The 24,572-nt window shown below is 70.4% G+C and carries 21 protein-coding genes; 12 read left to right on the plus strand and 9 right to left on the minus strand.

The features are described 5' to 3' along the window. The first annotated feature begins 61 nt into the window (after nucleotides 1-61). Both ACIA8L_RS23485 and ACIA8L_RS23490 read left to right on the plus strand, forming a co-directional pair. A complete protein-coding gene (locus ACIA8L_RS23485; RefSeq protein ID WP_395907853.1) occupies nucleotides 62-595 on the plus strand; it encodes a TetR/AcrR family transcriptional regulator in 534 nt (177 codons plus the stop codon). A gap of 40 nt (nucleotides 596-635) precedes the next feature. Then, nucleotides 636-2,261 (plus strand): chitinase, encoded by a 1,626-nt coding sequence (locus ACIA8L_RS23490; protein WP_395907855.1) that lies wholly within the window; start codon nucleotides 636-638, stop codon nucleotides 2,259-2,261. Nucleotides 2,262-2,533: 272 nt separating this feature from the next. Here ACIA8L_RS23490 and ACIA8L_RS23495 read toward each other — a convergent pair whose 3' ends face one another. Beyond that, nucleotides 2,534-2,875, minus strand: coding sequence for a hypothetical protein (locus ACIA8L_RS23495; RefSeq protein WP_395907857.1), 342 nt, complete (start codon nucleotides 2,873-2,875; stop codon nucleotides 2,534-2,536). Between the two features lie 269 nt (nucleotides 2,876-3,144). Between ACIA8L_RS23495 and ACIA8L_RS23500 the strand changes: the two genes are divergently transcribed. Further along, nucleotides 3,145-3,372, plus strand: a complete 228-nt coding sequence (locus ACIA8L_RS23500; protein WP_395907859.1) for a hypothetical protein — start codon at nucleotides 3,145-3,147, stop codon at nucleotides 3,370-3,372. A 168-nt stretch (nucleotides 3,373-3,540) separates the two neighbouring features. Further along, nucleotides 3,541-3,792: a T3SS (YopN, CesT) and YbjN peptide-binding chaperone 1 gene (locus ACIA8L_RS23505; RefSeq protein WP_395907861.1), complete on the plus strand. Its 252-nt coding sequence runs from the start codon at nucleotides 3,541-3,543 to the stop codon at nucleotides 3,790-3,792. A gap of 524 nt (nucleotides 3,793-4,316) precedes the next feature. Here the strand turns inward: ACIA8L_RS23505 and ACIA8L_RS23510 are convergent. Beyond that, complete coding sequence (locus tag ACIA8L_RS23510) at nucleotides 4,317-4,790, minus strand: hypothetical protein (protein WP_395907863.1); 474 nt, start codon at nucleotides 4,788-4,790, stop codon at nucleotides 4,317-4,319. A 666-nt stretch (nucleotides 4,791-5,456) separates the two neighbouring features. On the opposite strand from ACIA8L_RS23510, the gene ACIA8L_RS23515 reads away from it, so the two are divergent. Continuing rightward, entirely contained in the window at nucleotides 5,457-6,266 is an 810-nt protein-coding gene (locus ACIA8L_RS23515) for a serine hydrolase domain-containing protein (protein WP_395907865.1), read from the plus strand. 7 nt (nucleotides 6,267-6,273) lie between these two features. Here ACIA8L_RS23515 and ACIA8L_RS23520 read toward each other — a convergent pair whose 3' ends face one another. Together ACIA8L_RS23520 and ACIA8L_RS23525 are read right to left on the minus strand one after the other, a co-directional pair. Next, a complete protein-coding gene (locus tag ACIA8L_RS23520; RefSeq protein ID WP_395907867.1) occupies nucleotides 6,274-8,181 on the minus strand; it encodes a S8 family serine peptidase in 1,908 nt (635 codons plus the stop codon). Nucleotides 8,182-8,335: 154 nt separating this feature from the next. Then, entirely contained in the window at nucleotides 8,336-9,316 is a 981-nt protein-coding gene (locus ACIA8L_RS23525; protein ID WP_395907868.1) for an aldo/keto reductase, read from the minus strand. 55 nt (nucleotides 9,317-9,371) lie between these two features. Here ACIA8L_RS23525 and ACIA8L_RS23530 point away from each other — a divergent pair, with 55 nt between their 5' ends. From ACIA8L_RS23530 to ACIA8L_RS23540, 3 genes are all read left to right on the plus strand, one after another. After that, nucleotides 9,372-10,316 (plus strand): ArsR/SmtB family transcription factor, encoded by a 945-nt coding sequence (locus ACIA8L_RS23530; protein WP_395907870.1) that lies wholly within the window; start codon nucleotides 9,372-9,374, stop codon nucleotides 10,314-10,316. A 5-nt stretch (nucleotides 10,317-10,321) separates the two neighbouring features. Beyond that, on the plus strand, nucleotides 10,322-10,936 hold the full coding sequence (locus tag ACIA8L_RS23535) for a hypothetical protein (RefSeq protein ID WP_395907872.1): 615 nt from the start codon (nucleotides 10,322-10,324) through the stop codon (nucleotides 10,934-10,936). Nucleotides 10,937-11,038: 102 nt separating this feature from the next. Next, entirely contained in the window at nucleotides 11,039-11,707 is a 669-nt protein-coding gene (locus ACIA8L_RS23540; protein ID WP_395907874.1) for a hypothetical protein, read from the plus strand. Nucleotides 11,708-11,738: 31 nt separating this feature from the next. Here ACIA8L_RS23540 and ACIA8L_RS23545 read toward each other — a convergent pair whose 3' ends face one another. Continuing rightward, complete coding sequence (locus ACIA8L_RS23545) at nucleotides 11,739-12,332, minus strand: TetR family transcriptional regulator (protein ID WP_395907876.1); 594 nt, start codon at nucleotides 12,330-12,332, stop codon at nucleotides 11,739-11,741. A 95-nt stretch (nucleotides 12,333-12,427) separates the two neighbouring features. Here ACIA8L_RS23545 and ACIA8L_RS23550 point away from each other — a divergent pair, with 95 nt between their 5' ends. Then, nucleotides 12,428-14,695 carry a putative bifunctional diguanylate cyclase/phosphodiesterase gene (locus ACIA8L_RS23550; RefSeq protein WP_395907878.1) on the plus strand — a complete coding sequence of 756 codons (2,268 nt, stop codon included), beginning with the start codon at nucleotides 12,428-12,430 and terminating at the stop codon, nucleotides 14,693-14,695. Nucleotides 14,696-14,699: 4 nt separating this feature from the next. Further along, nucleotides 14,700-16,715 (plus strand): prolyl oligopeptidase family protein, encoded by a 2,016-nt coding sequence (locus ACIA8L_RS23555; protein WP_395907880.1) that lies wholly within the window; start codon nucleotides 14,700-14,702, stop codon nucleotides 16,713-16,715. 48 nt (nucleotides 16,716-16,763) lie between these two features. Here the strand turns inward: ACIA8L_RS23555 and ACIA8L_RS23560 are convergent, their stop codons facing one another. Continuing rightward, complete coding sequence (locus tag ACIA8L_RS23560; protein ID WP_395907881.1) at nucleotides 16,764-20,000, minus strand: COR domain-containing protein; 3,237 nt, start codon at nucleotides 19,998-20,000, stop codon at nucleotides 16,764-16,766. After that, nucleotides 19,910-21,157, minus strand: a complete 1,248-nt coding sequence (locus ACIA8L_RS23565) for a nitrate/nitrite transporter (RefSeq protein WP_395907883.1) — start codon at nucleotides 21,155-21,157, stop codon at nucleotides 19,910-19,912. The genes ACIA8L_RS23560 and ACIA8L_RS23565 overlap by 91 nt, the downstream gene beginning before the upstream one ends. A 120-nt stretch (nucleotides 21,158-21,277) precedes the next feature. Here ACIA8L_RS23565 and ACIA8L_RS23570 point away from each other — a divergent pair, with 120 nt between their 5' ends. Then, on the plus strand, nucleotides 21,278-21,949 hold the full coding sequence (locus ACIA8L_RS23570; protein WP_395907885.1) for a hypothetical protein: 672 nt from the start codon (nucleotides 21,278-21,280) through the stop codon (nucleotides 21,947-21,949). A gap of 226 nt (nucleotides 21,950-22,175) precedes the next feature. Here ACIA8L_RS23570 and ACIA8L_RS23575 read toward each other — a convergent pair whose 3' ends face one another. Both ACIA8L_RS23575 and ACIA8L_RS23580 read right to left on the minus strand, forming a co-directional pair. Next, nucleotides 22,176-22,697 carry a hypothetical protein gene (locus ACIA8L_RS23575; protein ID WP_395907887.1) on the minus strand — a complete coding sequence of 174 codons (522 nt, stop codon included), beginning with the start codon at nucleotides 22,695-22,697 and terminating at the stop codon, nucleotides 22,176-22,178. A 161-nt stretch (nucleotides 22,698-22,858) separates the two neighbouring features. Next, nucleotides 22,859-24,193 (minus strand): chorismate-binding protein, encoded by a 1,335-nt coding sequence (locus tag ACIA8L_RS23580; protein ID WP_395907889.1) that lies wholly within the window; start codon nucleotides 24,191-24,193, stop codon nucleotides 22,859-22,861. A 133-nt stretch (nucleotides 24,194-24,326) separates the two neighbouring features. Here ACIA8L_RS23580 and ACIA8L_RS23585 point away from each other — a divergent pair, with 133 nt between their 5' ends. Continuing rightward, the gene (locus tag ACIA8L_RS23585) at nucleotides 24,327-24,542 is read left to right on the plus strand and encodes a DUF5999 family protein (RefSeq protein ID WP_395907891.1); all 216 of its coding nucleotides are present in this window, start codon (nucleotides 24,327-24,329) and stop codon (nucleotides 24,540-24,542) included. Nucleotides 24,543-24,572 lie beyond the last annotated feature (30 nt).

Consider the following 24,572-nt stretch of genomic DNA (forward strand, 5'->3'; position numbering starts at 1 on the left):
CGGGATGGCTGTCCCGCTTACGAACATACGGGATGACCGTCCCGTTTACAAGGAGGCGCCCATGCGGGCCGACGGTGTGCGCAACCAGCGCAAGGTCCTCGACGCGGCGAAGCTGGCGTTCGCCACCGAGGGCCTGTCGGTGCCGGTGGCCGAGATCGCCCGCCGGGCCGGGGTCGGCACGGGCACGGTGAGCCGGCACTTCCCGACCAAGGAGGCGCTCTACGAGGCGATCGTCCTGGAACAGGTCGAGGCCCTCCTCACCCAGGCCCAGGCCCTGGACTTCTTCGCCTACCTCGACCACCTGGTCGGCGTCGCCGCCGAGCACCGCGGCCTGGCCGAGGCCCTCACCGGCGCCGGGTTCGACGTCGGCGCGGCCGCCGCCCGCACCGGCCTCGACCTCGACGGCGCCGAGGCGGCCCTCCTCGCCGCGGCCCAGCGCGCGGGCACCGTCCGGCCCGACGTCACGATGGCCGACGTCAAGGCCCTGATCGCCGGCTGCGTCGCCCGCGAGTCGGCCGGCCCCGACCCGGCCGCGCGGGCCCGGATGGTCGCGATGATGAAGGCCGGGTTAAGAGCGCTGGACATGAACAGTTAACAAACCTAATAATGGCGACCACCGTCGATGGAGGTCGCCCATGAAGCCCATCAAGCGCGCCGCGCTCATCCTCGGCGCCGCATCCCTCCTGGTCACCGGCCTGTTCGTGGCCACCAACGCGTATGCGGCCAACCTGCTCGTCAACCCCGGCTTCGAGAGCGGCAACCTGTCCGGCTGGTCCTGCACCGGCTCCGGCTCGGGCGCGGTCACCACCCCGGTGCACTCCGGCTCGTACGCCCTCAACGGCAACGCCACCACGTCCGACACCGCCCAGTGCACGCAGACCGTCACCGTCCAGCCGAACACCGCCTACACCCTGTCCGGCTGGGTCCGCGGCAGCTACGTCTACATCGGCGTGACCGGCGGGGCCTCCACCTGGACCCCGGGCGCCTCGACCTACACCAAGCTCTCGGTCCCGTTCACCACGACGGCCGGCCAGACGTCGATCCAGGTGTACCTGCACGGCTGGTACGGCACCGGCGCCTACCAGGCCGACGACATCGCCCTCGACGGCCCCGGTACCACCCCCACCACGCCCCCGGTCTCCCCGTCGGTCTCGCCGTCGGTGTCGAAGAGCCCCTCGACGAGCCCCAGCCCGTCGAAGAGTCCGTCGACGAGCCCCTCCCCCAGCCAGCCGCCGGTCACCGGCCTGCCGAAGCACGCCCTCATCGGCTACGCCCACGCCAGCTTCGCCAACGGCTCCGGCTACGTGCGCATGGCCGACATCCCGGCCGCCTGGGACGTCATCGACCTCGCGTTCGGCGAACCGACAAGCGTCACCTCCGGCGACATCCGGTTCAACCGCTGCTCCGCCGCGGAGTGCCCGAACGTCGAGTCCGACGCCGAGTTCCTCGCCGCCATCAAGGCCAAACAGGCCCAGGGCAAGAAGGTCCTCATCTCCATCGGCGGCCAGAACGGCCAGGTCCAGCTGACCACGACCGCCGCCCGCGACGCGTTCGTCAACTCCGTCGGCGCCATCATCGACCGGTGGGGCCTCGACGGCCTCGACATCGACTTCGAAGGCCACTCCCTGTACCTCAACGCCGGCGACAGCGACTTCCGCAACCCGACCACGCCCGTCGTGGTCAACCTGATCAGCGCCCTGAAGTCCCTGAAGGCCCGCTACGGCACCAAGTTCGTCCTCACCATGGCCCCGGAGACGTTCTTCGTCCAGCTCGGCTACCAGTTCTACGGCGGCACCAGCGCCGGGGACAACCGGGCCGGCTCCTACCTGCCGGTCATCCACGCCCTGCGCGACGCGCTCACGATCCTGCACGTCCAGGACTACAACTCGGGCCCGATCTGGGGCCTCGACAACCAGTACCACACCATGGGCGGCGCCGACTTCCACATCGCCATGACCGACATGCTCAAGGCCGGCTTCCCGGTCGCGAACACCGGCCAGACCTTCCCCGGCCTGCGCCCCGACCAGATCGCCATCGGCGTCCCGGCCGCCGTCAGCGCCGGCAACGGCTACGTCGCCAACCCCGTCGTCCAATCCGCCGTCACCTGCCTCGTCAACGGCTCCGGCTGCGGCGGCTACACCCTGCGCGGCGGCACCTCCCCGGCGTTGCGCGGCCTCATGACGTGGTCGATCAACTGGGACCGCTACTACAACTGGGAGTTCCAGAACGCCCAGCGCCCCTACCTCAACTCCCTGCCCTAGCCCCGAATCAGCAGGACAAGCGCAGCACAAGCAAAGCGCCGAAAAGCCGGATCCGGATTCCGGGGCCGCTTCGCTCCCGCCCCGGGTAGGGGGCTCCGCGCCCCCTACACCCCCGCCGCCGCCACCCGAGGAGCCATGGGCGGCCGTGGATGCACCGAATATCCGCGGCCGCCCCGGCCACGAACGGCCGAACGAGCCCCGCTGGCGGCGGGCCGAGCTCCTCGACGACACCCGACCTGCGCACCGTAATGTCCGGCTCTCGCGGCTCGCGTTCAGTGGCACACGAGCAGCAGGCCGAGACATTGGCATGAGATCAGGACCGTCATGGTGAGCACGCATGTTGCTCGAAGCGCGATGTCGACCGCACGTCGGCGCCCCGAGGTAGCCAGTAACCCCAGCTCAAGAAAGACCGCACTGAACCATACGATCACCGCAAGCACGAGATAACCGTCCCAGTCGGGATTGTCGAATGCGCTTGCGTTGCCGGTCGAGTTGGGGCAGTCCTGCTGCCGCGTGACCGGGTCAAGTACGCGCAACGTCGATGCGATGGCGATGCCACCGACGATGAACGCCCAGAATCCATCGACAACGGACAGGCGTCGGCGTTCGACCATCAGCACAGGCTAGGAGGCACACTAGCGGAAATCGGTAGCAATGTGTGTCGATCTGGTGAAGGTCGGGGTGCGCATGCAAAGGCGTGTAACGCGACGATCATCGAGTGGATGTCCGCACATCGGCAGGACATGAAGCCGCGGCCACGGCGGCCCCGTCACCTCCGGTGACGAGCGCGTTCCATCCTCCGCGCACCAACGGCGGCAGATGTGCTCAACTGATTAAGGCGAGTCGCGGCCAGTCGCCGAGCGTGTGCGCGGCACCTGCGTGCATGAACCTCGAGGACCGGGCGTTCCAGCGTGAGGCAGACGAATGGCGCATTGTGTGGACAGCCGGTTTCCAGCACGGTTGGCATGTCCCGCTTCGGGCCTGGTGGAACAACGAGGACGATCCGGGAAGCACGCACAGCCAGAGCCGCCTCGGTTGGATGGCCGCCGGCTACACGGCGATCGCTGACCGTACGACTCGGCAAGTCGTCTTCAGGCGCTTCGCGCGCTGAACGCCGACCCGCTCTCGGCTCGTGTCGCTGCGCCACCACACCTGATCGCGACAAGCGATTCGGAGTTGCGAGCCTGCGTTGATGTATGAGCCCAGACCGAGCGAACTGGGCCGGCCCGGTGAAATTAGTCGACACAGATCGCATTGCGACGGCCGGTATCCTGAACGCGTGTCGATAGACGACGCCTTGCGGGCGAAGGTACATCGGCTGGTCACCGAGTATCTCGGCGGGCCGGAGGTTCCCGCAGATCTGGTGAGGCGGCCGATCGCGATCCGCAGTGGGACCGCGGTGGTGTACCTGCGCCTGATCGCCAGCGAGCCGCCGTTCGTGCGGGTGTTCTCGCCGGTGCTGCGGCAGCTGGAGGAATCTCTCACAACTAGAGATTCGCGCACTCGAACAGTTTCCCGAGATCCAGACTGATCCAAGGCGCACGCTGCAAGCACTGGCCACGGCGGTCTCGACAATCTCGCGCATGGACGACGAAGATGACTGAGCCATTTCACCTGTCATGCGACCTCTCTCGCCGTGGTGCAGGGGCGAGGACGGCTTGCACAATCGCGGTGGCGAGGCGGCGTTTCATAATCCCGTCCGAATTCATCCAACCATAGTGTCCGGCTACCGAACATCGACGGCACCCCCGGCACATGCGGCAGCAGCACCCGGACCGGGCGAACACAAAGCTGCCGAAGAAGCTCACCCATGACGTTGTAACACCTGACGCCGGCGCATGACGAGCCCAGTCCGACCGCATAACCCGCGTTAGATCGGCACGACATCAATCCCCTGAGTCGTCAAAATCTCGTCACCGTCAAGAGAAACTCGGGTCAAGGACCACGCACAACGGCGGCAGATCCGGATGTCAAAATCGGCGCAAGGATCCTTCGGTCGTTGGGTCTGGCGGTCAGCGACCTTCGCCGCCGGGGCTTGCTCTCCGCGCGGTGTCCTCATTCGTCGGCGGTCGAGATCAGTTCCTCGTCGCCGGGGAGGAAACAGCCGTAGTCCTGCAGTGGTGGGTGCCGGTCGAGCCGGATCTCTCGCACCGAACCGGCCGGGGACAGGCCGTCCGCGCGGCCGGTCACCCGGTCGCCGGGACGGTGGCCGAACCCGCCGCTCATACGCTCGCGTGTCGTGCCGCCAGCGGCCACCTCGGGATCGGCTGACGCCAGGGAGCCGTACCGGTCGAGCAATGCGGAGACGGCGTCATAGACGTCGGCCACGTACGCCAGGGCGTCGTCCTCGGTGAGGTCGGGTTCGTCGGCCAGATAGGCGCGGCGGGCCGCGGCGATGAACCGGTCGGGGTCCATCACGACGACATCCTCGCGGGTCAACACGCTGATGACCATGCCGGCCAGGATTTCCGGTACGGGCGCCTCGTCGGCTCCAGGCTCCTCGGCTTCTGCGGGTTCCTCGTCGGTCATGCCCCGGAAGTGTAGGCCGGTCCCCCAGGTGCCGGGACGTCGCTCAACCTTGGTGATCGTCCGGTAGAGGAAATCTAGACACTGGCTCGATCAGCGGTGACCAGGATGTGCACTCGTCCACCGCGGGCCCGGGCCAAGATGCTCCATGGCGCACACGACGGATGGCGGCGGACCAGGCTGGCCGCAGTGGTCCTTTTGGCTTCTGGGGACGGCGGTGTTGGTGGAGCGGTTGTTGACGTCGGCCGGTACCTGCCGCTCCCACGTCTTGGCGCGAGCGCCTTTGGCGTTCTCGCGGGCGCGGACGTGCACCACGCCGTCGGCAGTCCGGACGTCCTCATGCCGCAGTTCCCAATGCGTCCCCGATACGCAGACCCGGTTCGTCCTTGCCTGCACCGGCAACGGCGTGCGGGACTGGGAGCTCGAACGGGACCTGGAGTTTCCGGCCCCGGCCGACCGGCGCGAGCCGGCCCGCCCGCACCTCGACGCCTTCCTGGAGCGCGGCGGCCGCCGGCTGGACCCAAGGCCGAGGTCAACGGCCCGATCCTCGGCAGCACGTTCAGCTGCGACAACACCGTCACCGCGGCGGCCAAGGGCCCCGGCAACATCCCCTGCGTCTAGGCCCGGCCCCACCCGGCGGCGGGCCGCGCGGTGCCGTAGGTTCGACGGGTGAGCGCACTCGACCTCGTCACCAGCTGGCCCGTCGACACCGCCGCCGTCGCGGTCGTCGGCCCCGACGGGGTCCGGGACAGCCGCGGGCCCGACGTCGCGCTGCCGTGGGCGTCGGTCACGAAGCTGCTCACCGCCCTGACCGTCCTCGTCGCCGTCGACAAGGGCGACGTCCTGCTCGACGAGGACGCCGGGCCCGACGGCGCCACCGTCCGGCACCTCCTCGCGCACACGTCCGGGGTGCCGTTCGAGGGCGACGGGGTCCTGGCCCAGCCGGGCCGCAAACGCATCTACTCCAACCGCGGGTTCGAACTGCTCGCCGAGTTCGTCCTCACCCGCACCGGCGGCACGTTCGACGAGCTGATGACCGAGTCGGTGCTGCGCCCGCTCGGCATGGGCGGCACCCGCCTGGCGGGCTCCCCCGCCGCCGGCGCGATCGGGCCCGTCTCCGACCTGGCGCTGCTCGGCCAGGAGCTCCTCGACCCGTCGCTCGTCCCCGACCTGATGCCGGAGGCGGTCACCGTGCAATACCCGGGGGTCACCGGCGTCCTGCCCGGCTTCGGCCGCCAGGACCCCAACGACTGGGGCCTCGGCTTCGAGCTGCGCGACCACAAGTCCCCGCACTGGACCGGTGCCCGCAACTCGCCGCGCACGTTCGGGCACTTCGGCAAGTCCGGCACGTTCCTCTGGGTCGACCCCGAAGCGAACCTGGCCCTCGCCGGCCTCACCGACCGCGACTTCGACACCTGGGCCGCCGAGGTGTGGCCGGCACTGTCGGACGCCGTGCTCGAGGAGCACGGCGTCCGGTAATCCAGGTTCAGGACCAGCTGGACGTCGACCAGTCGTCGGCCGACCAGTAGTGCCCGCTCCAGTAGTGCCCCGACCAGTAGTGCCCGGTCCAGTACTGCTCCGACCACTCCGGGTCACTCCATGAACCGGTCCCCGTCCACGGCGTCCCGCCCCACGTCGCCGCCGACCAGGTCCGCGACGTGTACGGCGGCACCCACCGCTGGTTGTCCTGGTCCAGGCAGTCCCACAGCTGCAGCTGGGTCCCGTTCGCCGGGTTCCAGTCGGTGACGTCCAGGCAGCGGTTCGAACCGGCGTTGATCAGCTGCCGGGCCGAGGTGACCTTCCACTGCTGCGCCGGGGTCCCGTTGCAGTCGAACAGCTGGATCTTCGTGCCGTTCTGGTTGCCCGCCGACGTCACGTCCAGGCACTTGCCCAGCGCCCGCACCGTACCGTCGGCCTGCAGCTGCCAGTACTGCGCCGGCGTGTTGTTGCAGTCGTAGAGCTGGATCGGCGTCCCGTTGAGACTCTGCCGGTTCTGCACGTCGATGCACTTGCCGGCCAGGCCCGCGATCTGCCCCGTGCCGCCGGTGCCGCCGTCGCCGGTCCACGTGTCACCGGCCATCCGGTAGCCCATCCAGACGCCACCGTTCCACGACGTCCGCTGCCCCGCCTGCGACGCCCACGCCGCGTTGTTGAACGGCCCGAAGATCGTCCGCTCGCCGCTCAGCGCGACCCCGTCGACGGTGAGATGGTTCCCGCCGCGGGCGGTCTCCACCGAACCCGTCCCGGTGCCCTTCGCGAACGTCTGCGTCGTCGCCGGTGTGCCGAGGGCGGCCGACGAGGCCACGTTCAATTCCTTGAAGCCTCGGCCGGTACCCGTACTCAAGGTCGTCGCCCCGTTCACGAGCAGCGCCTTGACCTGGTCCGCGCTCAGCCCGGGCCGCTGCTGCAGCAGCAGCGCCGCCGACGCCGACACGACCGCCGCCGCCTGCGACGTCCCCGAGCCCTTGAAGCCGGTGTCACCGACCCGCGCCCCCGGGTACGTCTGGTCCACATAGGACCCGACGTCGCGCAGCGACACGATCGACTCGCCCGGCGCCAGCAGGTCGACCTTACGGGCCGCCGCTGAACCGTTCGTGAACGACGCCAGCTCGTCGTCGCCGGTCGACGTCGTCTGCTTCGTCGTCGACGCGCCCACCGCGACCACGAACGGGTCCATCGCCGGGTTCGTCAGCGCCGCCGTCGTCGTCCCGTCGTTGCCGGCGGCGATGACGACCACGATCCCGGCCTGCCACGCCTGCTCGACCGCGTACATCAGCGGGTCGACGCTCTGCGCGGACATCCCCGCCGTCCCGTACGACAGGTTCAGGACCCGGATCGGGTTCGCCGGGTCGTAGTTGCGGTTCTGCACGACCCAGTCGATCGCGGCAATCATCTGCGTCACGTCGGCGGCACCGGTCGCGGTCCCGACCTTCACCGAGGTGACCTTGGCCCTGGGGGCGAGGCCGACGGTACCGCCGGCGCTGTCGTTGCCGACCATGATGCCGGCCATGTGCGTGCCGTGCCCGAACGTGTCGAGGTAGCGCAGCTGCGCCGACTGCGACTCGAACGACAGGTCCGGGCCGTTGACGACCTGCCCGGCCGGCAGCCCCGTCACCGGCGCGATGCCGGTGTCGACGAGCGCGATCCCGACACCCTGCCCGGTCAGCGACGACGCGGAGCCGGTGTCGGCCCGCACGATCGATCGGACCGTCTTCAACGTCGTTCCCGCGGTCGCCGGCCACTCGTCGGCCAGGAACCCGCCCCCGGCCGTCCGGGCCGTACCGCTGTCGCCGGGCAGTGCCGCCGCGGCCGGGCTGGCCGCGGCCACGACGCCGAGCGCCGCCGCCGCGGCCGCTACCGCACCCCAGCGCCGTCCCGTTTTCGGTTTCCCCATCAACTCTCCCCATCCGTGGAGCTTCCGAGAAACCACGATGGGTGACGGGCAACGGAAAGTCACGACCCCGTGACGAGAACGCACCGTTCACCCGACAGGATTTCCAAAGCCCTGTCATACCGATAGGGACCGGCCGGAACGGATCGCCCGACAATCACCACGCCCACGCCTCCGGCCCGGGTCCGCCGTTCCCGACCGGGGGAAACAACTCGTTCAGCCGTCGCTCAGCGTCATCGGTGAGCGTCGTTTCCAGAGCCTGCATGGGTACTGCCAGCTGCTCGACCGTCCGCGGCCCGATGATCGGCGCCGTCACACCGGGCCGCGTCAACAGCCACGCCAGCGCGACCGCCGCCGGGTCCAGACCCAGCTCGGCACAGAACGCCTCATACAGCTCCAGCGTCTCCCGATGCTCCGCGACCCGGGCCGCCGCGTGGGAGGTGGTCCGGCCGTCCACGCCGTCCCGCAGCTTGCGCAGGGCCCCCGATAACAACCCCTGCGCCAGCGGCGACCACGGCAGCAGCCCGATCCCGAGCGCCTGCGCGGCCGGCACCACCTCCAGCTCCACATGCCGGGTCAGGAGGCTGTACTTCAACTGCTCCGACACCAGCCCCAGCGAGTGCCGCTTCATCGCCGCGGCCTGCGCCCCGGCCAGATGCCACCCGGCGAAGTTGGAGCTGCCGACGTACACCACCTTCCCCTGCGCGACGAGCCGGTCCATCGCCTGCCAGATCTCCTCCCACGGCGTGCCGCGGTCGACGTGGTGCATCTGGTACAGGTCGATCCGGTCCGTCCCCAGCCGCCGCAGCGACGCCTCGCACGCGGCGACGATGTGCCGCGCCGACAGTCCCCGGTCGTTGGGTCCGTCCCCCATCGGCTGGTACACCTTCGTGGCGAGCACCACATCGTCCCGCTTGCCGCTGCGCTTGAACCACGACCCGATATAGGTCTCGGACGTCCCCTCGTACGCCCGGCCCCCGTACATGTCGGCCGTGTCGAAGAAATTGATCCCCAGCTCCAGGCCACGGTCGAGAATCGCGTGACTCTCGTCCTCCCCGAGCTGCCACCCGAAGTTCATCGTGCCCAGGCACAACCGCGACACCTGTAATCCCGAGCGCCCCAGCTTCGTGTACTGCATGATCGGACGCTATGACCGCGCACACCCTGGGCCGAAGCCGTTCGACCGTGCTCGAATGGAACCTGTGAAGCGGCTCGAGCTCACCCCCGACGACCTCCTGCGGCTGCGCTTCGCCCACTCCCCGATGGCCGAGGTGGTCACCAGCGCACTCGCGCTGCGCGACGACTCGTGGCAGTACACCCGATGGCGTCGTCGTCTCGGGACCAGCACCGACGGCCTGGACCTGCTGTGGCGGATCGTCGGCACCCACGCCCGGGGCAGCATCCCCGACTTCCTGACCCCGGTCCCGGCCACCGCCCGCCCCACCCTCGAGTCCGAACTCGCCGCGATCGCCGCGACCCCGCCCGGCCGGATCGCCGAGGAGCTCGCCTGCGCCGGCCTCACCGACCTCGACCCGGTCAAGCTGATCCCGCCGCTGCTGCACCAGATCCGCCAGTACTTCACGATCGCCCTGGCCGACATCTGGCCCCGCCTGCGCGCCGCCGCCGACAACGAGATCGCCCACCGCACCACCACCGCCGCCTTCCCCGGCCCGCACAGCCTCCTGGCCGGCCTGCACCCGCGGATGCGCTGGGACCCCGACACCCTGCACCTCGACTACCTCAAGGGCACCGAGGTCCACCCCTGGTCCCTGCACGGCGCCCCCCTGTACCTGCTCCCGACCGCGTTCACCGGCCAAAAAGCCTGGATCATGGACTGCGACGCCGGCCGCGCCCTGTGGTACCCACCCCGCGCGGTCGCCGCCCTCTTCGCCGCCCCCGAACCCCCGCCGGAGCCCCTCGCCGCCCTCCTGGGCGCGACGAGAGCCGCGGTCCTCACGCTGCTGGAGACCCCGTCGAGCACCGGCGACGTGGCCCAACGCCTCGGCCTGGCCCCGGCCACCGCCTCCCACCATCTGACCGCCCTGCGCGACGCCGGCCTGATCGTCGCCGCCCGGGCCGGCCGCCGGCTCAACTACCGCCACACCGACCTCGGCGAACGCCTCGCCACGATGGGCTGAGCCAGATGGACCGCCGCCCGCTGCCCAACCGGGTCCGGCCCACCGGCGAGATCGTCGCCGACCCGGCCCGCGGGACACTGATGGGCAACCGCGGCTGCCTGCACGGCACCGGCCGCACCCTCGGCACCGCCCGCTGGCGGTCCAAGGCCTGGATCTGCTGCACCCTCACCTGGAAGGACGTCCGCCGCGACCCGATGCCCCCGGGCCGCTGGACCGCCCTGTTCTTCCTCGACGAGGCGACCGCCCTCGCCGCCGGCCACCGCCCGTGCGCCTACTGCCGCCGGGCCGCCTTCAACGCCTACGCCGAAGCCTGGCGCGCCGCCGCCGGCCTCCCCCGCCGCCCCCGCGCCCGCGAGATGGACACCCGCCTGCACGCCGAACGCGTCGACCCCCGCACCCGTCGCCAGCTCACCCGCCCGACCCGCTGCGCCGACCTCCCCGACGGCGCCATGGTTCGCCACGCCGGCACCGTCGGCCTGATCGCCGGGCAGCGCTTACGCCCCTGGACCAGCACCGGCTACGGCCCGCCACAGCCACTCCCGGACCGCGCGGACCTCCTCACCCCGCCGTCATCGGTCGGCGCCCTGCGGGCCGGCTACCTCCCCGCCGGCCTGCGCTGACCGGCACCACATCGTTGATCGGCACCACGGTGCGTTTCGCTTCCTAGGAAACTAGGCCCTTTCGGGGCACCCCAGTGGCGCTGGCGCCGATACCGTCTCCCGGTGACCACCCCCGCGCAGGTGACCAGCCGCTTGAACCGCGACATCGCCGCGGTGGTCCGCCCACTGGGCTTCTCCGGCCGGGGCGGCCACTGGACGATCGTCACCGACGACGGCGTCGCCCGGATCAGCGTCGGCCGCCGCATCATGCGCCAGGTCGAGGCCGGCACCATCTTCGTCGGCCTGGGCCTGGACGTGGTCCCGGCGGCGTGGTGGCGGTACCAGAACCGGCGCGCCGCCGGCTGGGGCCAATCCCCGATCCCCTACGACGAGCGGGCCGCCGACCACCGCATCGGCTTCCTGGAGCGCCGCCTGACCCCGCCGACCGGTCACCACCACCTCCCCCTGACCCCGGGTGCCTGGCCGGCCGCGACCACCCCCGAACACCTCGACGACGCCGCCACCCGCCTGACCGGCGCCGCCCGCACCACCGCCGCCGTGGCCGTGGACCTCCTGCGCCCCGGCCGCTACGCGGAACTCCTGCACGCGCTCCCGGACCTGGGCGGCGCCATGTGGGAACCGGTCGTCATCCTCCTGGCCGAACACGGCCCGTCCCCCACCCTCGACCGGGCCATCGACGACCTGCGCACCGAATACGCCGACCACGGCTGGACCGACGCGGACCACATCATCGAAGACGCCCGCCACCGCGCCGCCGAGGTGTCCACATGAGCGGACCGGTGCCCGCCGGTCCCGGCGCGGCTCAGTAGTCGGCGAGGTGGCGCAGGGCCTCCTCCAGCAGCGGCAGCAGCGCCACCGGGGGGTCGGCCTCGATCCAGCGGTGGCTGGCCGCGTCGCACGCGGCCGCCACCGCCCCGCCGATCACGTCGGGCAGCAGGGACGACGGGGGCAGGTGCAGGCGGTCGGCGATGGCGGCGGACAGGGCCTGCTGCATCGCCGCGCGGACGCGGAGGTATTCGCCCTGCATCGCCGGGGTCGCGAAGACCATGCGCAGGCCGGCGAACCAGACGCGGTCGGGGACGTGTTCGGGGATGGCGCCGGTCGCGAACTCGGCCAGCATCGTCGCCTCGATCGCGGCCCGCAGGGGTTCGTCCGGGGGGCGGGCGCGCAGGGCGGCGCCGGCGCGCTGGGCGCGGTCGACGGCCAGGGCGCAGATCGCCTCGGCCTTCGACGAGAAGTAGTTGTTGAACGTCCGGGGGGAGACGCCGACCTCGGCGGCGATGTCTTCGACGAGGACGCCGTCGAAGCCGCGCTCCACGCTCAGGCGCAGCGCGGCCAGGGCGAGGGCCCGGCGGGTCGCCTGTTTCTTGCGTTCGCGCAGGCCCGGTGGCTCCATCCAGCCAGCGTAGCAATACGTGCGCGGCCCGCAACGTTTCGTAATGCGCAAGAAATAAAGCTCAGGATCGTGGACGTACCGCCGATCTGTCGCACATGGTGCGGGACCGGCTGTGGATCGGCCTGCTCGGGCTCGGGTGCACGGCCACCGCGCTGTGGGCGCTCGACGTGCTGCCCGGGCTGGCGTTCCCGCTCGTCGGCGGATTGTCCGCGCTGGCCTGGGCGGCCGGGCCGCGCCTGCACGACGTGCGCCCGCGGCGGCCGTGGCGGCTGCTCACCGCGGCGGCGCTGTTCTTCCTGGTCGGGATCGTCGTCCGGGCACTGTTCGTCGAGCACCCGTACCCGCTGGGCCAGCTCGGTGACGTCTTCGCCGTCTGCGGGTTCGGCCTGTTCATCGCCGGCATGGTCAGCTTCCTCAACCGGTGGGGCATCAACCGGCACGCCCTGCTCGACGGGCTCATCGTGTGCATCGGCGCGGCCGTCGCCTCGACGCTGCTGTTCGTGCTCCCGGCGATCGCCATCTCGGGGCGGCCGCCGCTGGTCAGCGTCCTGGCCGGCGGGTACCCGCTGCTCGACATCGTGGTCCTGCTGCTGGGCGTGAACATGGCGTTCACCACCGCCGTCCGGCAGCGCTCGTTCCAGCTCCTCGGGGCCATGATGCTGCTGATCTTCGCGGGCGATCTCGGCTACGCGGTCATCGGCCGGCACGGCGAGCTGTCCGGTTCGAAGCTGCTCGACCTGCCGTTCCTGCTCGCGTTCACGGCCGGTGGGGCGGCGGCGCTGCACCCGACCGCCAAGGCACTCGCGCAATCGACGCCCCTGCCGGCGCAGGCCTGGTCACCGGCCCGCATGCTGATCATCGGGCCGGCGGTGGCAGTACCATTTGCGCTGACTGTCCTTCTGCCTCTGCAGTCGGCTCCGTCGCGCTGGATCCTCGGCGTCGGCGGCGCGGCCATCGTGGCGCTGCTGCTCGTGCGGGCCTCGGACGCGGTGCAGAGCCACGCCGCCGCCCAGCGCCGCTTCGAGCACCAGGCCACCCACGACCCGCTCACCGGCCTGCCCAACCGGCGGCTGCTGCAGATCATGGTCGACCGGCGCCTCGCCGAGCGCGGCCCCGGCGAGGTGTGGATGTTCTACCTCGACCTCGACGGGTTCAAGCTCGTCAACGACTCGTGGGGGCACGCCGCCGGGGACAAGCTGATCATCCAGGTCGGGGCCCGGCTGCGGCACGCGCTGCCGGCCGCGGCGACCGTCGCCCGGGTCGGCGGCGACGAGTTCGTCGTCGTGCAGCGCTGCACCGAGCCGGAGGCGATGGCCGGCGCCCGACGGATCATGGAGTGCGTCGAGCGGCCCCTGGTCATCGCGGGCGGCGACGACGCGACGGCCGAGGTCGTGATCGGGGCGTCGATGGGGATCGTGCGGGCCGACACCCACGACACCGCCGAGGCCCTCATGCGCGACGCCGACACCGCGATGTACCAGGCGAAGGAGCAGGGCCGCAACCGCTGGACGGTGTTCGACGCCTCGATGCGCGACGCCGTGCGGGAGCGCGTCGAGATCGAGGTGGCGCTGCGGGCCGCGGTCGCGCAGGAGCAGCTGTCGATCGCCTACCAGCCGATCGTCGACCTCACCGACGGCCTCGGCACCCGCACCGTCGGCGCCGAGGCCCTGGTCCGCTGGGAGCATCCGGTCCGCGGCTGGATCGGCCCCAACATGTTCATCGCCGTCGCCGAGGACGCGAACCTCATCTCGGCGCTGGGCGCCTGGGTGCTGCGCGAGTCGGTGCAGCAGCTGGCCCGCTGGCGCGACAAGGGCGTCGTCGACCCGGACTTCTGGATGTCGGTCAACGTCTCCCCGCGCCAGCTCGGCGACGCCGCGTTCGCCGACCGGGTCGCCGCGATCCTGGCCCAGTCCCGCGTCCCGGCGGCCAATCTGGTCCTGGAGATCACCGAGTCGGTCATGGTCGAGGGCGGCGAGCTCACCGAGCGCCTCCTGCTGCGCCTGCGCGAGCTCGGGGTCCGGATCTCCGTCGACGACTTCGGCACCGGCTTCTCCGCGCTGGGGTACCTCCGCCGCCATCCCGTCACCGGCGTGAAGATCGACCGTTCGTTCGTCGGTGGACTCGGCGCCAGCACCGAGGACGAGGAGATCGTCCGCGCCGTCGTCGCCATGAGCAGCGCCCTGAACCTGGCGGTGGTGGCCGAGGGCGTCGAGACCACGGCCCAGCGCGACGTGCTGTCGGCGTTGCGGGTGCCCCTGGCGCAGGGCTGGCTGTGGGGCAAGGCGGTGTCCGCGTCGACGTTCGCGGCGCAGATCAAAGGCCGCGAACGATTGGCCGAACCCGTCGCCGTTCGGTCAGACTGATCCAATGCATCTGTGGCTGGAGGACGTGCTCGGTGAGCGGGCGCTGGACTGGGTCCGCGAGCAGAACGCGGCCACGGTCGCCAAGCTCACCGACACGGCCCGGTTCAAAGAGCTCAACGAGGACATCCGGGCCGTCCTCGACGCCGACGACCGCATCCCGCTCATCGCCTGGCACGGCGAACGCGTCTACAACCTGTGGAAGGACGCCGTGCACAAGCGCGGCCTGTGGCGGCGCACGACGATGGACGCCTACCGGTCCGGCGACCCCGGCTGGGAGCTCGTCCTCGACCTCGACGCCCTGGCCGCGGCCGAGGGCGAAAACTGGGTCTGGCAGGGCGCGACCTACCTGCGCACAGGTCCGTCCGGCGGCGACCACCGCTGCCTGGTCGCCCTGTCCCGCGGCGGCGCCGACGCGTCCGTCGTGCGCGAGTTCGACCTGGACACGCTCGAGTTCGTCGCCGACGGCTTCGCACTGGCGGAGGCGAAGAGCAGCGTCAGCTGGATAGACGAAGATGCCATTTTTGTGGGTACCGACACAGGCCCTGGCTCTTTGACGTCCTCCGGCTATCCGCGTGAGGTCCGCCGCTGGACCCGCGGCACGCCGCTCGCCGAGGCCCCGGTCGTCTTCGCCGGCTCCGCGGACGACGTGTCGGTCCGCATCACGTCCGACCCGTCCTCCGACGCGCGCCGGGCGATCATCCGCCAGGCGACGGACTTCTTCAATGCGCGGCGGTACCTCCTGATCGGCGACGTTCCCCCCGTCGAACTGGACGTGCCGACCGACGCCGACGTCGACATCCACCGCGAGTGGCTGCTGATCCGGGTCCGCACCGACTGGACGGCCGGCGCCGAAACCCACCCGGCGGGCACGCTGCTGATCACCCGCCTCGACGCCTACGTGTCCGGTGAGCGCGACCTGCGGGTGCTGTTCACACCGGACCCGCACACGTCGCTGAGCTACACCGCGTGGACCCGTACCGGCCTGATCCTGGTTCTGCTCGCGGACGTCCGCAGCCGCCTCGAGCTCCTGTCCTATGTGGACGGTGACTGGCACCGGACCGTCCTCGGCGACGAACTCGGCCAGACCGACGTGTGGAACACCAACAAGGACAACGACGACCAGTACCTCCTGCTGTCCAGCGGCTTCACCCTCCCGCCGACGCTGCGCCTCGGCACCCTGGGCACCGCCGCCCCGGCGGTGCTGCGGCAGGGCCCCGCCTACTTCCCGGCCGACGGCCTGGAAACCCGGCAGTTCTTCGCCACGTCCGCCGACGGCACCCAGATCCCCTACTTCGTGGTCGGCCGCCCCGGCGCCGCCCCCGCCCCGACGCTGCTGTCCGGCTACGGCGGCTTCGAAGTGTCGAGGGTCCCCGCGTACAACGCGATCGTCGGCCGCGGCTGGCTGGCCCGCGGCGGCACGTACGTGGTCGCGAACATCCGCGGCGGCGGCGAGTACGGCCCCGCCTGGCACCGGGCGGCGCTGCGCGACCAGCGCCCCAGGGCCTACGAGGACTTCGCCGCGGTCGCCACCGACCTGGTCGCGAGGGGCATCACGACCCGCGACCAGCTCGGCGCCGAGGGCGGCTCCAACGGCGGCCTGCTGATGGGCGTCATGCTGACGAGATACCCGGACCTGTTCGGCGCGATCGTGTGCGCCGTCCCGCTCCTGGACATGCGGCGCTACCACCTGCTCCTGGCCGGCGCGTCGTGGATGGCCGAGTACGGCGACCCCGACAACCCGGCCGACTGGGCGTACCTCGCCCAGTTCTCCCCGTACCACAACGTCCGCCCAGCCGTCCCCTACCCCCCGACGCTCATCACCACCTCAACCCGCGACGACCGCGTCCACCCGGGCCACGCCCGCAAGATGGTCGCCCTGCTCCAGGAACACGACAAGGACGTGACGTACTACGAGAACATCGAAGGCGGCCACGGCGGCGCCGCCGACAACACCCAGCTGGCCTACAAATGGTCCCTGGCCTTCGAATTCCTCTGGCGGACCCTGACCCCGCAGCCTTAACCTGTCCGTCCCGGTCACCGGGCGGCCGCGCGGCGCCCGGTGGAATCGCTAGGCGCCCGCGGGAATCGCCGGAAGGCCGGGGTCGTACTGGTGGTAGTGGTGCGGGCAGACCCACAGGAACTCGCCGGACGGCGCGGCGACGCGGCGCATGCCGCCGAAGCTTCGCGACGCGTCCGCCTGGAACAGGAAGGATCGGAAGATCCGCAGCGAGGCTCCTTCGGCCGCGGTGAGCCGTCCGGGGGCTTCCTGCTGCGGATAGATGACGTCCTCCTGGTCGAAGTCGGGCAGTGCGCTGACGAGTGTCTTGGTGAGCTCGATGTGCTGCTTGACCTTCTTCAGCTCGTCTTCGCTCAACACGACGCCGACCGCCGCCCCGAGGATGGGCACGACGAGCTGGAGCGACTTCACGACCAGCGCGGCATAGGGGCCGATCTTCAGCAGCCAGTCCCGCGAGCGGGCGACGCCGTACTCCGCTTCGGCGACCGGATGCCAGGCATCGGGGTGCTCACACCACAACGTGACGCTCAGGTCGGGCCTCCGCGTCAGCCGGCGCACCCGGCCGACCGGGCGATCCTCGATCGTGAACAACCGCGGGCAGTCGTCCACCTCGGCCGTTGTCGCCATCAGCACCCGGCGCATCGCGTTCGCCGACTGCGCGGCGTACAGCTCGAGGCGATCGACCCCCTTCCTGATGACCACGATCTGGTCCTGGAGCAGGTCGATCGTCGGCTGCAGCCGGCCGGCACCCGAGCCGAAACCGGTGAGGAGGCGCGCGATCTCATACGATCTGGCGCAGCGCATGCAGGCATGGTGCTCGTGGCCGGCCTCGCGAAGTCGGATGAGGCCGTCGAGTCCGAAGTAGCCGGGGCAAGCGGGAACGTCCGCGGTCACCGTCGGGCAGGGGACCTGCATCTCGTACTGCAGTCCCGGCCAGCGGGACAGCACATCATCCAGGCTGTCGCGGAGCACGTTGAACATCAGGTCGGGCGAAGGCGCGCGCACCTCGATCCGAAGCTCCCGCTCCGCCACCAGCTCGACCAGGGCGTCCGAGGCGTACGCGGGTGTGGGGTGACGCAGGAAGACGCCCCGCCGCCAATGCCGGTTCGTGCTGGCGCGGTGATGGCGGACCGTCAGCCATGGGACCAGCCCCGGCGCCGGCTCACTCATGCGGCAGACGAGTCCGAGCCGCCGCACGCCGGCCGGCAGCGGCGAGTCGGCCTCCCACGGAAGCGGCGGCCGTTCGTGCGGCACCAGCTGGGCCACCAGGCTGTAGCGCTCGTCGTCGATCCTGTAACAGACGTCGAACTTCTCCATCAACCGGAGAAAGTAGCGATGATGGCGTTGCGGGTAGTTCGGTCCGTCCGAACGGTCCCGCCAGATCTCGCGCAGCCGGCCGCGGTCCAATATGCCCCTGGCATGGATGGTGGCTCGATCTTCGAGCACGTAACCGATCGCCTTCGTGAGCCATTCCGGGTTCAGCACGACGATGTCCCGCAGCCCGTCGTCATCCCCGTAATAGATGACCTGGCCGAGATCATGCATGAGCTCGGCCAGTGTCTCGACCTCGTCATCGGCCAGGCCGTTGGCCTCGCACACGGCCCGGAAGTCCTCGAACGCCATCTGCGGCTCCGACGCCGCGCGCGCGAGGATCTCGTCGCGCGCGGCGATCCACCGGACGCTGAGGATCTGCCCGATGTGCGGCAGCCGCGCCACGGTGGCCGCCATCGCGTCTCGCAGCGCATCGATGCCGCTGCCACTTCGGCTGTCGACGATGTGCTGGCCCGGACCGGTCAGCATGCCGGAGTACTTGCGCCGCAGGGTCGGATAGTCGAGATCGGGGTACCGCTCATCGCCGTGGGTGGCGACGATCATCGCCGGAACGGCCGCGCCGACCCGGAGCCGGATTCGGCTCAGCCAGCCCTCGACGTCGTTCTGCTCAGTACCTTCCCGGGCATGCCAGACCACCAGGTAGAGCGCGCGCCGGCTGAAGAAGAACTGGTGGGTGATCCGATACACCTCCTGGCCGCCGAAGTCCCACGTCCGCACACTGACGATCGCGTCGTCAGCGGGATGCCGCAGCATGAGGGGCCGGACCTCGATGCCGTGCGTCGTCGGCCGTTCGGCGACGAACGGCTCATCGAGCAGGGCCGCGACCAGCGACGTCTTCCCGACGTTGCCCTCACCGATCAGCAGGACCTTCGCCTCATAGTGCGCGACGCCGTCGCGGATGCTGCGCAGATAGACACACAACGCCTCGACGCCGCGGACCAGCAGCTCGGGAATGGGCTCCCGTAACGGATTTCCCTCGAGCCGCAGGTACGTGCCGGGCGACAGCGCGTTCGCGAGTTCGGCCGGCAGCGACGTCAGCCGGTTGTCGGAGGCGTCGAACCGCTCGAGCTGGGTGCGCAGCCCGAGCGTGGGCGGCAGCTCGTCCAGCCGGTTCTGCTGCACCTGCAGGTCACGCAGATTCTCCAGCTGACCGATCTGCGCGGGCAGCCCGGTCAGCCGGTTGCTCTGCACGTCGAGCGCCCGCAGGCTCTCCAGCGCGCCGATCTCGGCCGGCAGCGACGTGAGCTCGTTGCGCTGCACGAGCAGCGTCTCGAGCTCCCGCAACTCCCCGATCTCGGCCGGCAGCTCACGGACCCGGTTGCCCTGCAGATACAGGCGCCGCAGATGTTTGAGCCGGCCGATTTCCGGCGGCAGCGCCGTCAGGTGATTGCCCTGCAGATACAGCACCCGCAGCCCGGTGAGTTCGCCGATCTCGGGCGGCAGTTCGGACAGCGCATTGTCTTGCAGATACAGTTCCCGAAGGTGCCGCAGTGTGAAGAGCTTCGCGGGCAGCGTCGCCAGCCCGTGCCGGCGCAGGTCGAGCGAGTCGGCGGCGGAGTCGATGAGTTCGTCGATCCAGGCGAACTCGTTTGCGGTCATCCGGCGCACCCCGTCGGTTTCCTCGAAATGCCTCATGGACGTCCTTGCCCAGCCGCACCGTACCAAGGCTGGGGCCGCGTTCGGCAATCGGTTGACGCGCACGGGGGACACCGGCGTTCCTCCGGCATAACCGGATGATGGCGGACGAACAGCCATTCGAAGCCGCCGATCCGACCGATGGCAATCGCCGGCGGATCCGGCACTGCGCTCATGACGCCCGTCAGGGGCGGAGCCGGCGCCATTGCGCAGCCGCGGCCGGCGGTGTGCTAGGCCGCGGCGAGAGCCAGGTCGGCGGTGGCCACGTGGCGGCGGGTGGTGCGGCGGTAACGGTAGACCTGGACGGCGCCCACGGCCCACAAGACGTACTGCACGGCGAAGGCCCAGCGGAACGCGGCCAGGGACGGGTGGTCCGTGCCGGGTGGGGTGCGCAGCTCCAGGACCACGCCGATGGCGACGATCGCCAGGATCGAGGCGACGAAGCTGCCCACGTTGACGATGCCGGTCGCGCCGCCGATGCGGTCGGCCGGGTTGAACGAGCGGGCGTAGTCGAAGCCGATCATCGAGCCGGGGCCGCTCATCGTCAGGGCCACGACCAGCGTCGCCAGCACCCACAGCGGGGCGCGGCCGGGCCACAGCAGGACCACCGTCCACGCCAGAGCCGACGAGCCGACAATGCCCAAAACCAAGGTCGATCGGTGGTACGGCAGCCGCCCGCAGAAATGTCCCACGAGCGGCCCGAGGACGATGCCGCCGACGGTGAGGACGGACAGCAGCAGCGCGGCGGTGCCCGGGGCCAGGCCCTCGCCCTGCGTCAGGAACGGATACCCCCACAGCAGCGCGAACACCCCGCCCGGGAAGCCGGTCACGAAATGCGTCCACAGGCCAAGCCGCGTCCCCGGATGCGACCAGGCGGGCCGCAGACCGAAGTCACGTTTCCGCGCCGGGTGTACTGCGACGCCGGCCGGCTGGTCCCGCAGGGCGACCACGACCAGGAGGACCGCCGCCGCGCCAAGGGCACCCGCGGCGAGGAACGTCGTCGTCCAGCCGAAGTGGCGCAGGAGGAGCACAAGCGGTACCGCCGAGGAAATCGCTCCTATCTGACCGACCATGCCGGTCAGCTGGACCATCAGCGGATTGCGCCGCGGCGGGAACCACAGCGCCACGATCCGCAGGACGCTGATGAACGTCATGGCGTCGCCGACCCCGATCAGCACCCGGGCCGCGATCGCCGTGCCGACATCACCGGCGAAGGCGAAGACCAGCTGCCCGGCGAGCATCAGCGTGCCCCCCACCACCAGGAGGCGCCGGGAGCCGAACCGGTCGAGCATGACACCGACCGGGATCTGCATCGCCGCGTACACGGCGAGCTGCGTCACCGACAGGATCGACAGCAGCGCGGTGCCGACACCGAGGCGGTCGGCGGCCTCGACCCCCGCGACACCGAGGGAGGAACGGTGGAAGACGGCAACGATGTAGGCGAGCAGCCCGATGGACCACATGATGTAACGACGCATAACGCTTCCGACGCTAACGGCTCGCGGGCCCGTTTCGGGGTGCGGTGTGACGCCCTCAACTGTGGGTTTGCAGACACCCCCTACGCTGTCGGGGTCAGCTTTGCCGTTCAGAGGACCGTCATGATCGAACCGACCGCGCTGACCGAGCGCACGATCGCGTGGGAGCACTCGGGCGACGGCGAGTTCCCGTACCACGCCGAGGTCGACGGCCGGACGCTGACCGTCCGCGTGAACGACTTCCCGGCGGAGCCCCTGTACACGCTCATCGTGGACGGTAGCGTTCTGGCCGACCTGGACGACTGGCCGCGGTCGTGGCGCCGCCCGCCGGTACCGCAGCATCTCCTCGACCTCGTCGCCCGCCCCGTCACCACCGACCTGCTCCGGACCTGGGCCGGCCGCATCTGCGGCGTGACCACCGAACACGCGGCCGAGGTCGCCGCCCTGCTCGGCCTGCCCGCCCCGACCCAGGACGACCGGGGCCGCCTGTTCGTCCAGCCGAACCCGCCCGGCACCGCCTGGCTGCAGCTGTGCATGAACGACCGGGCCGGCGCCGGCCTGGCCTCGGTGCAGGTCCGATTCACCACACCGACCCTGAGCCGGGCCGAACTGGACGCCTGTTTCGGCCCGAGCGAGACCCTGCCGCCGGTGCACTCGAACTCGCCGCACATGACCGCCCACCGCATCACGTCTCCGGACGCGCCGCTGTCGTGCACGATGTTCGCGTCGTTCGCCGAAGACCCCGGCCCGGAAGACCGCGCCTTCCAGGTCTCGCTACGCCGCGACACCCACTGACCCGCAAGCGAGGCCGGCGCGTGTGTACCGGCCGGATTCCGGCCGGATTGTTGAGCCGTGTCGACGGAGTCACTGTGCGCAGTGCAATGAGATGTTCGCGCCCGTATGACACCCACCAACCGAAATCATTCCCCCGCCGAAGGCGCCACGAATAGCGCCCACCGAAAAGTGACCACGACGGCCCGCGCACCGACAGACGACCGCAACCAAACAAACCGCACCCAAACTACGGTCCGGACCACGCTACCCGGTAGTTCCCATCGGCCGAGCCCACAACGCGGTGCCCCTCCAACCGGCACATGATGAACCTGGCCGCGCACAAGCGCGACACCCGGCGAACAACCCGACGCGCCGGCCCATGATGCACCGGGCCGGTCCGCTCAACACATTCCGGCTCAGCGGCGCAAGCATCCGCAACCACATCGACATCAAGCGCCGGGGTCGCCGTGGGCTCTTCGACCTGCTCCTGCGCCTCGACGACCTGCGCCTCGACGGCCTGCTCCGACGGCTCGACGACCTGCGCAAGCCGGGCCGCCCGGGCCAGGAGCCACTCCTCCTTGGTCACCGGCACGTTGTCGCCATAGATCCGGCGAAGCTTGGCGGCGTGGCGTTGTTCAAGTCCCCAGTCACGTTGTTCCCGATGCACGCGGCGAAACGCTTCCACCATCGGGCTGTATTTCCGCGACCGGGTCCGATCACGCATTGTCGCCGTTTCGCTGTTGCCGAAAAGGCTCATCTGCCCTCGCATGAATCAATTATCTCAAACCCGGAGATCAAGTACACTACCCATTTTTCGACGTGATCTCAACGAAGAATCCACAGTGGAGATCACGTAGGCGGTTGCGGATAGAAAAGGTTGGCAATAGGGAGGCCGATCCGTGAACAGGTCAGGCACGGCGGCGAATCAGGTCAGGTGCCGCGACGACCGTCGCCCGGGGCGCGTCCGACAGCCCCCAACGCCCGCTTGATCGGCGCCATCTTGGCCGCCGCCTCCGCCACCTCGGCGGCCGGATCGCTGTCCCAGACGATGCCGCCGCCGGCCCACAGGTGCGCCCGCCCGCCGGCGATCGCGACGGTGCGGATGGTGAGCCCGAGGTCGATCTCGACCTGCCCGTGCCGGTCGTGCCCGATCCACCCGCACGCGCCCATGCTGGGTCCGCGCCCGACCGGCTCGAGGGCGGTGGCCACCTCGATCGCGGCCCGCTTGGGGGCGCCGGTCACGGAGCCGCCCGGCCAGATCGCGGCCAGGAGCTCGGCCAGGCCGACGCCGGGGGCCAGCTGCGCGCTGACCGTCGACTCGGCCTGCCACAGCCCGGACCACCGGCGCAGCGCGAACAGCTCGTCAACGCGCACCGAGCCGACCGCGGCGACGCGGCCCAGGTCGTTGCGCTCCAGGTCGACGATCATCACGTGTTCGGCGCGCTCCTTGGGCGACGCCAGGAGTTCGGCGCGGCCGGCGGGGGTGGCGGGGCGGGTGCCCTTGATCGGGCGGGTGATCGCGCGGCCGGCGGAGACCGAGACCAGAGTTTCCGGGGACGCGGTGGCCACCCACCAGTCGGCGCCGCGCAGGACGCCGCCGTAGCGGGCGCCCGGGAGCGCCGCCACCCTGGTCAGCGCGGCCGTCGGGTCGCCCGAGACGGGGGCCGCGGCGTGGCCCACGAGGTTGACGACGTAGACGTCGCCGCGGGCTATCGCCGCGCGGACGCTGTCGACCGCCGCCGCATGATTGGCCTCGGTCCAGCTCGGCGCCCACCGCCCAATTACGAAATGCCCGGATTTTTCCGCATATTTCGTAACCCGCTGACCCCGCAGCGCTCCCTCGGAGCGCTCCGGAACCTGAAAGTTGCGCGCGAACGGAGTATGGCCCGGTGTCTGGTTTCTGACAGTTACTGCCCCAGTGGGTGTAGCGGTCGGTGACGGGACAGGTGCGTGGGCGTAGGCGATCGCCACCAGGGCGGGCACGGAGGGTGTTGGCGAGGGTGTCACCCAGGGTGGCGACAGCAAGACCGAAATCCCACACGTAACCGGATCAGTAACCCTGGGTGACGCGGAAATGTCGGTCAAATGCACACCGTGCAACGCCGCGAACTCACTCAGTAATTGAAGCGGGTCTCCGTCATCACCGACGTACCATTCGAAGCGGGAGCGCTCCCAAACGTGGCCCTCACACGCGGCCGGCAACCCCGGCGGGTGAAGATCCACTGTCCCGGGCGCGTACCCGACAACCGGTCCTAGTGTGCTCATACGAAGGGTGGATTATCCCGAAGTTGTGCCGTCACATGTTCGGAATAGTGTCGTTGGCCGTAGTAGCGTGCATCACTGGTCATGTGAACAACCACACAGGCCTCAACTGAACCTCTCAAATCGGAGACCCCCGATGCTCTGCCAGCACCTGCCCCTCTGCCCCACCGCCGAAGACACCGACCGCGAGGCCGCCCGGGTCGCCGCGAGCCACCCCGAGCAGGGGTGGAGCCTGCTGTGCAACGGCGTGATCGTTTTCGAGGACACGGGTGAGCTTCTGCCCGATTGCTCCGTGATCGAGCCGCACCGCGGCTATGCGCCGCACACCCTCGTCGGCGCGGCACCGCGGTAATACATCCGCGGCACCGCGACACCGAGAGCG

Source organism: Dactylosporangium sp. NPDC051541, from assembly GCF_044454505.1.
Lineage (GTDB): Bacteria > Actinomycetota > Actinomycetes > Mycobacteriales > Micromonosporaceae > Dactylosporangium.

Excerpts from the sequence above, each read along its gene's own strand:
- ACIA8L_RS23485 (WP_395907853.1), top strand. The coding sequence starts at position 62 with ATGCGGGCCGACGGTGTGCGCAACCAGCGCAAGGTCCTCGACGCGGCG.
- ACIA8L_RS23490 (WP_395907855.1), top strand. The coding sequence starts at position 636 with ATGAAGCCCATCAAGCGCGCCGCGCTCATCCTCGGCGCCGCATCCCTC.
- ACIA8L_RS23495 (WP_395907857.1), bottom strand. The coding sequence starts at position 2,875 with ATGGTCGAACGCCGACGCCTGTCCGTTGTCGATGGATTCTGGGCGTTC.
- ACIA8L_RS23500 (WP_395907859.1), top strand. The coding sequence starts at position 3,145 with ATGAACCTCGAGGACCGGGCGTTCCAGCGTGAGGCAGACGAATGGCGC.
- ACIA8L_RS23510 (WP_395907863.1), bottom strand. The coding sequence starts at position 4,790 with ATGACCGACGAGGAACCCGCAGAAGCCGAGGAGCCTGGAGCCGACGAG.
- ACIA8L_RS23520 (WP_395907867.1), bottom strand. The coding sequence starts at position 8,181 with ATGGGGAAACCGAAAACGGGACGGCGCTGGGGTGCGGTAGCGGCCGCG.
- ACIA8L_RS23525 (WP_395907868.1), bottom strand. The coding sequence starts at position 9,316 with ATGCAGTACACGAAGCTGGGGCGCTCGGGATTACAGGTGTCGCGGTTG.
- ACIA8L_RS23530 (WP_395907870.1), top strand. The coding sequence starts at position 9,372 with ATGGAACCTGTGAAGCGGCTCGAGCTCACCCCCGACGACCTCCTGCGG.
- ACIA8L_RS23535 (WP_395907872.1), top strand. The coding sequence starts at position 10,322 with ATGGACCGCCGCCCGCTGCCCAACCGGGTCCGGCCCACCGGCGAGATC.
- ACIA8L_RS23545 (WP_395907876.1), bottom strand. The coding sequence starts at position 12,332 with ATGGAGCCACCGGGCCTGCGCGAACGCAAGAAACAGGCGACCCGCCGG.
- ACIA8L_RS23550 (WP_395907878.1), top strand. The coding sequence starts at position 12,428 with ATGGTGCGGGACCGGCTGTGGATCGGCCTGCTCGGGCTCGGGTGCACG.
- ACIA8L_RS23555 (WP_395907880.1), top strand. The coding sequence starts at position 14,700 with ATGCATCTGTGGCTGGAGGACGTGCTCGGTGAGCGGGCGCTGGACTGG.
- ACIA8L_RS23565 (WP_395907883.1), bottom strand. The coding sequence starts at position 21,157 with ATGCGTCGTTACATCATGTGGTCCATCGGGCTGCTCGCCTACATCGTT.
- ACIA8L_RS23570 (WP_395907885.1), top strand. The coding sequence starts at position 21,278 with ATGATCGAACCGACCGCGCTGACCGAGCGCACGATCGCGTGGGAGCAC.
- ACIA8L_RS23575 (WP_395907887.1), bottom strand. The coding sequence starts at position 22,697 with ATGCGAGGGCAGATGAGCCTTTTCGGCAACAGCGAAACGGCGACAATG.
- ACIA8L_RS23580 (WP_395907889.1), bottom strand. The coding sequence starts at position 24,193 with ATGAGCACACTAGGACCGGTTGTCGGGTACGCGCCCGGGACAGTGGAT.
- ACIA8L_RS23585 (WP_395907891.1), top strand. The coding sequence starts at position 24,327 with ATGCTCTGCCAGCACCTGCCCCTCTGCCCCACCGCCGAAGACACCGAC.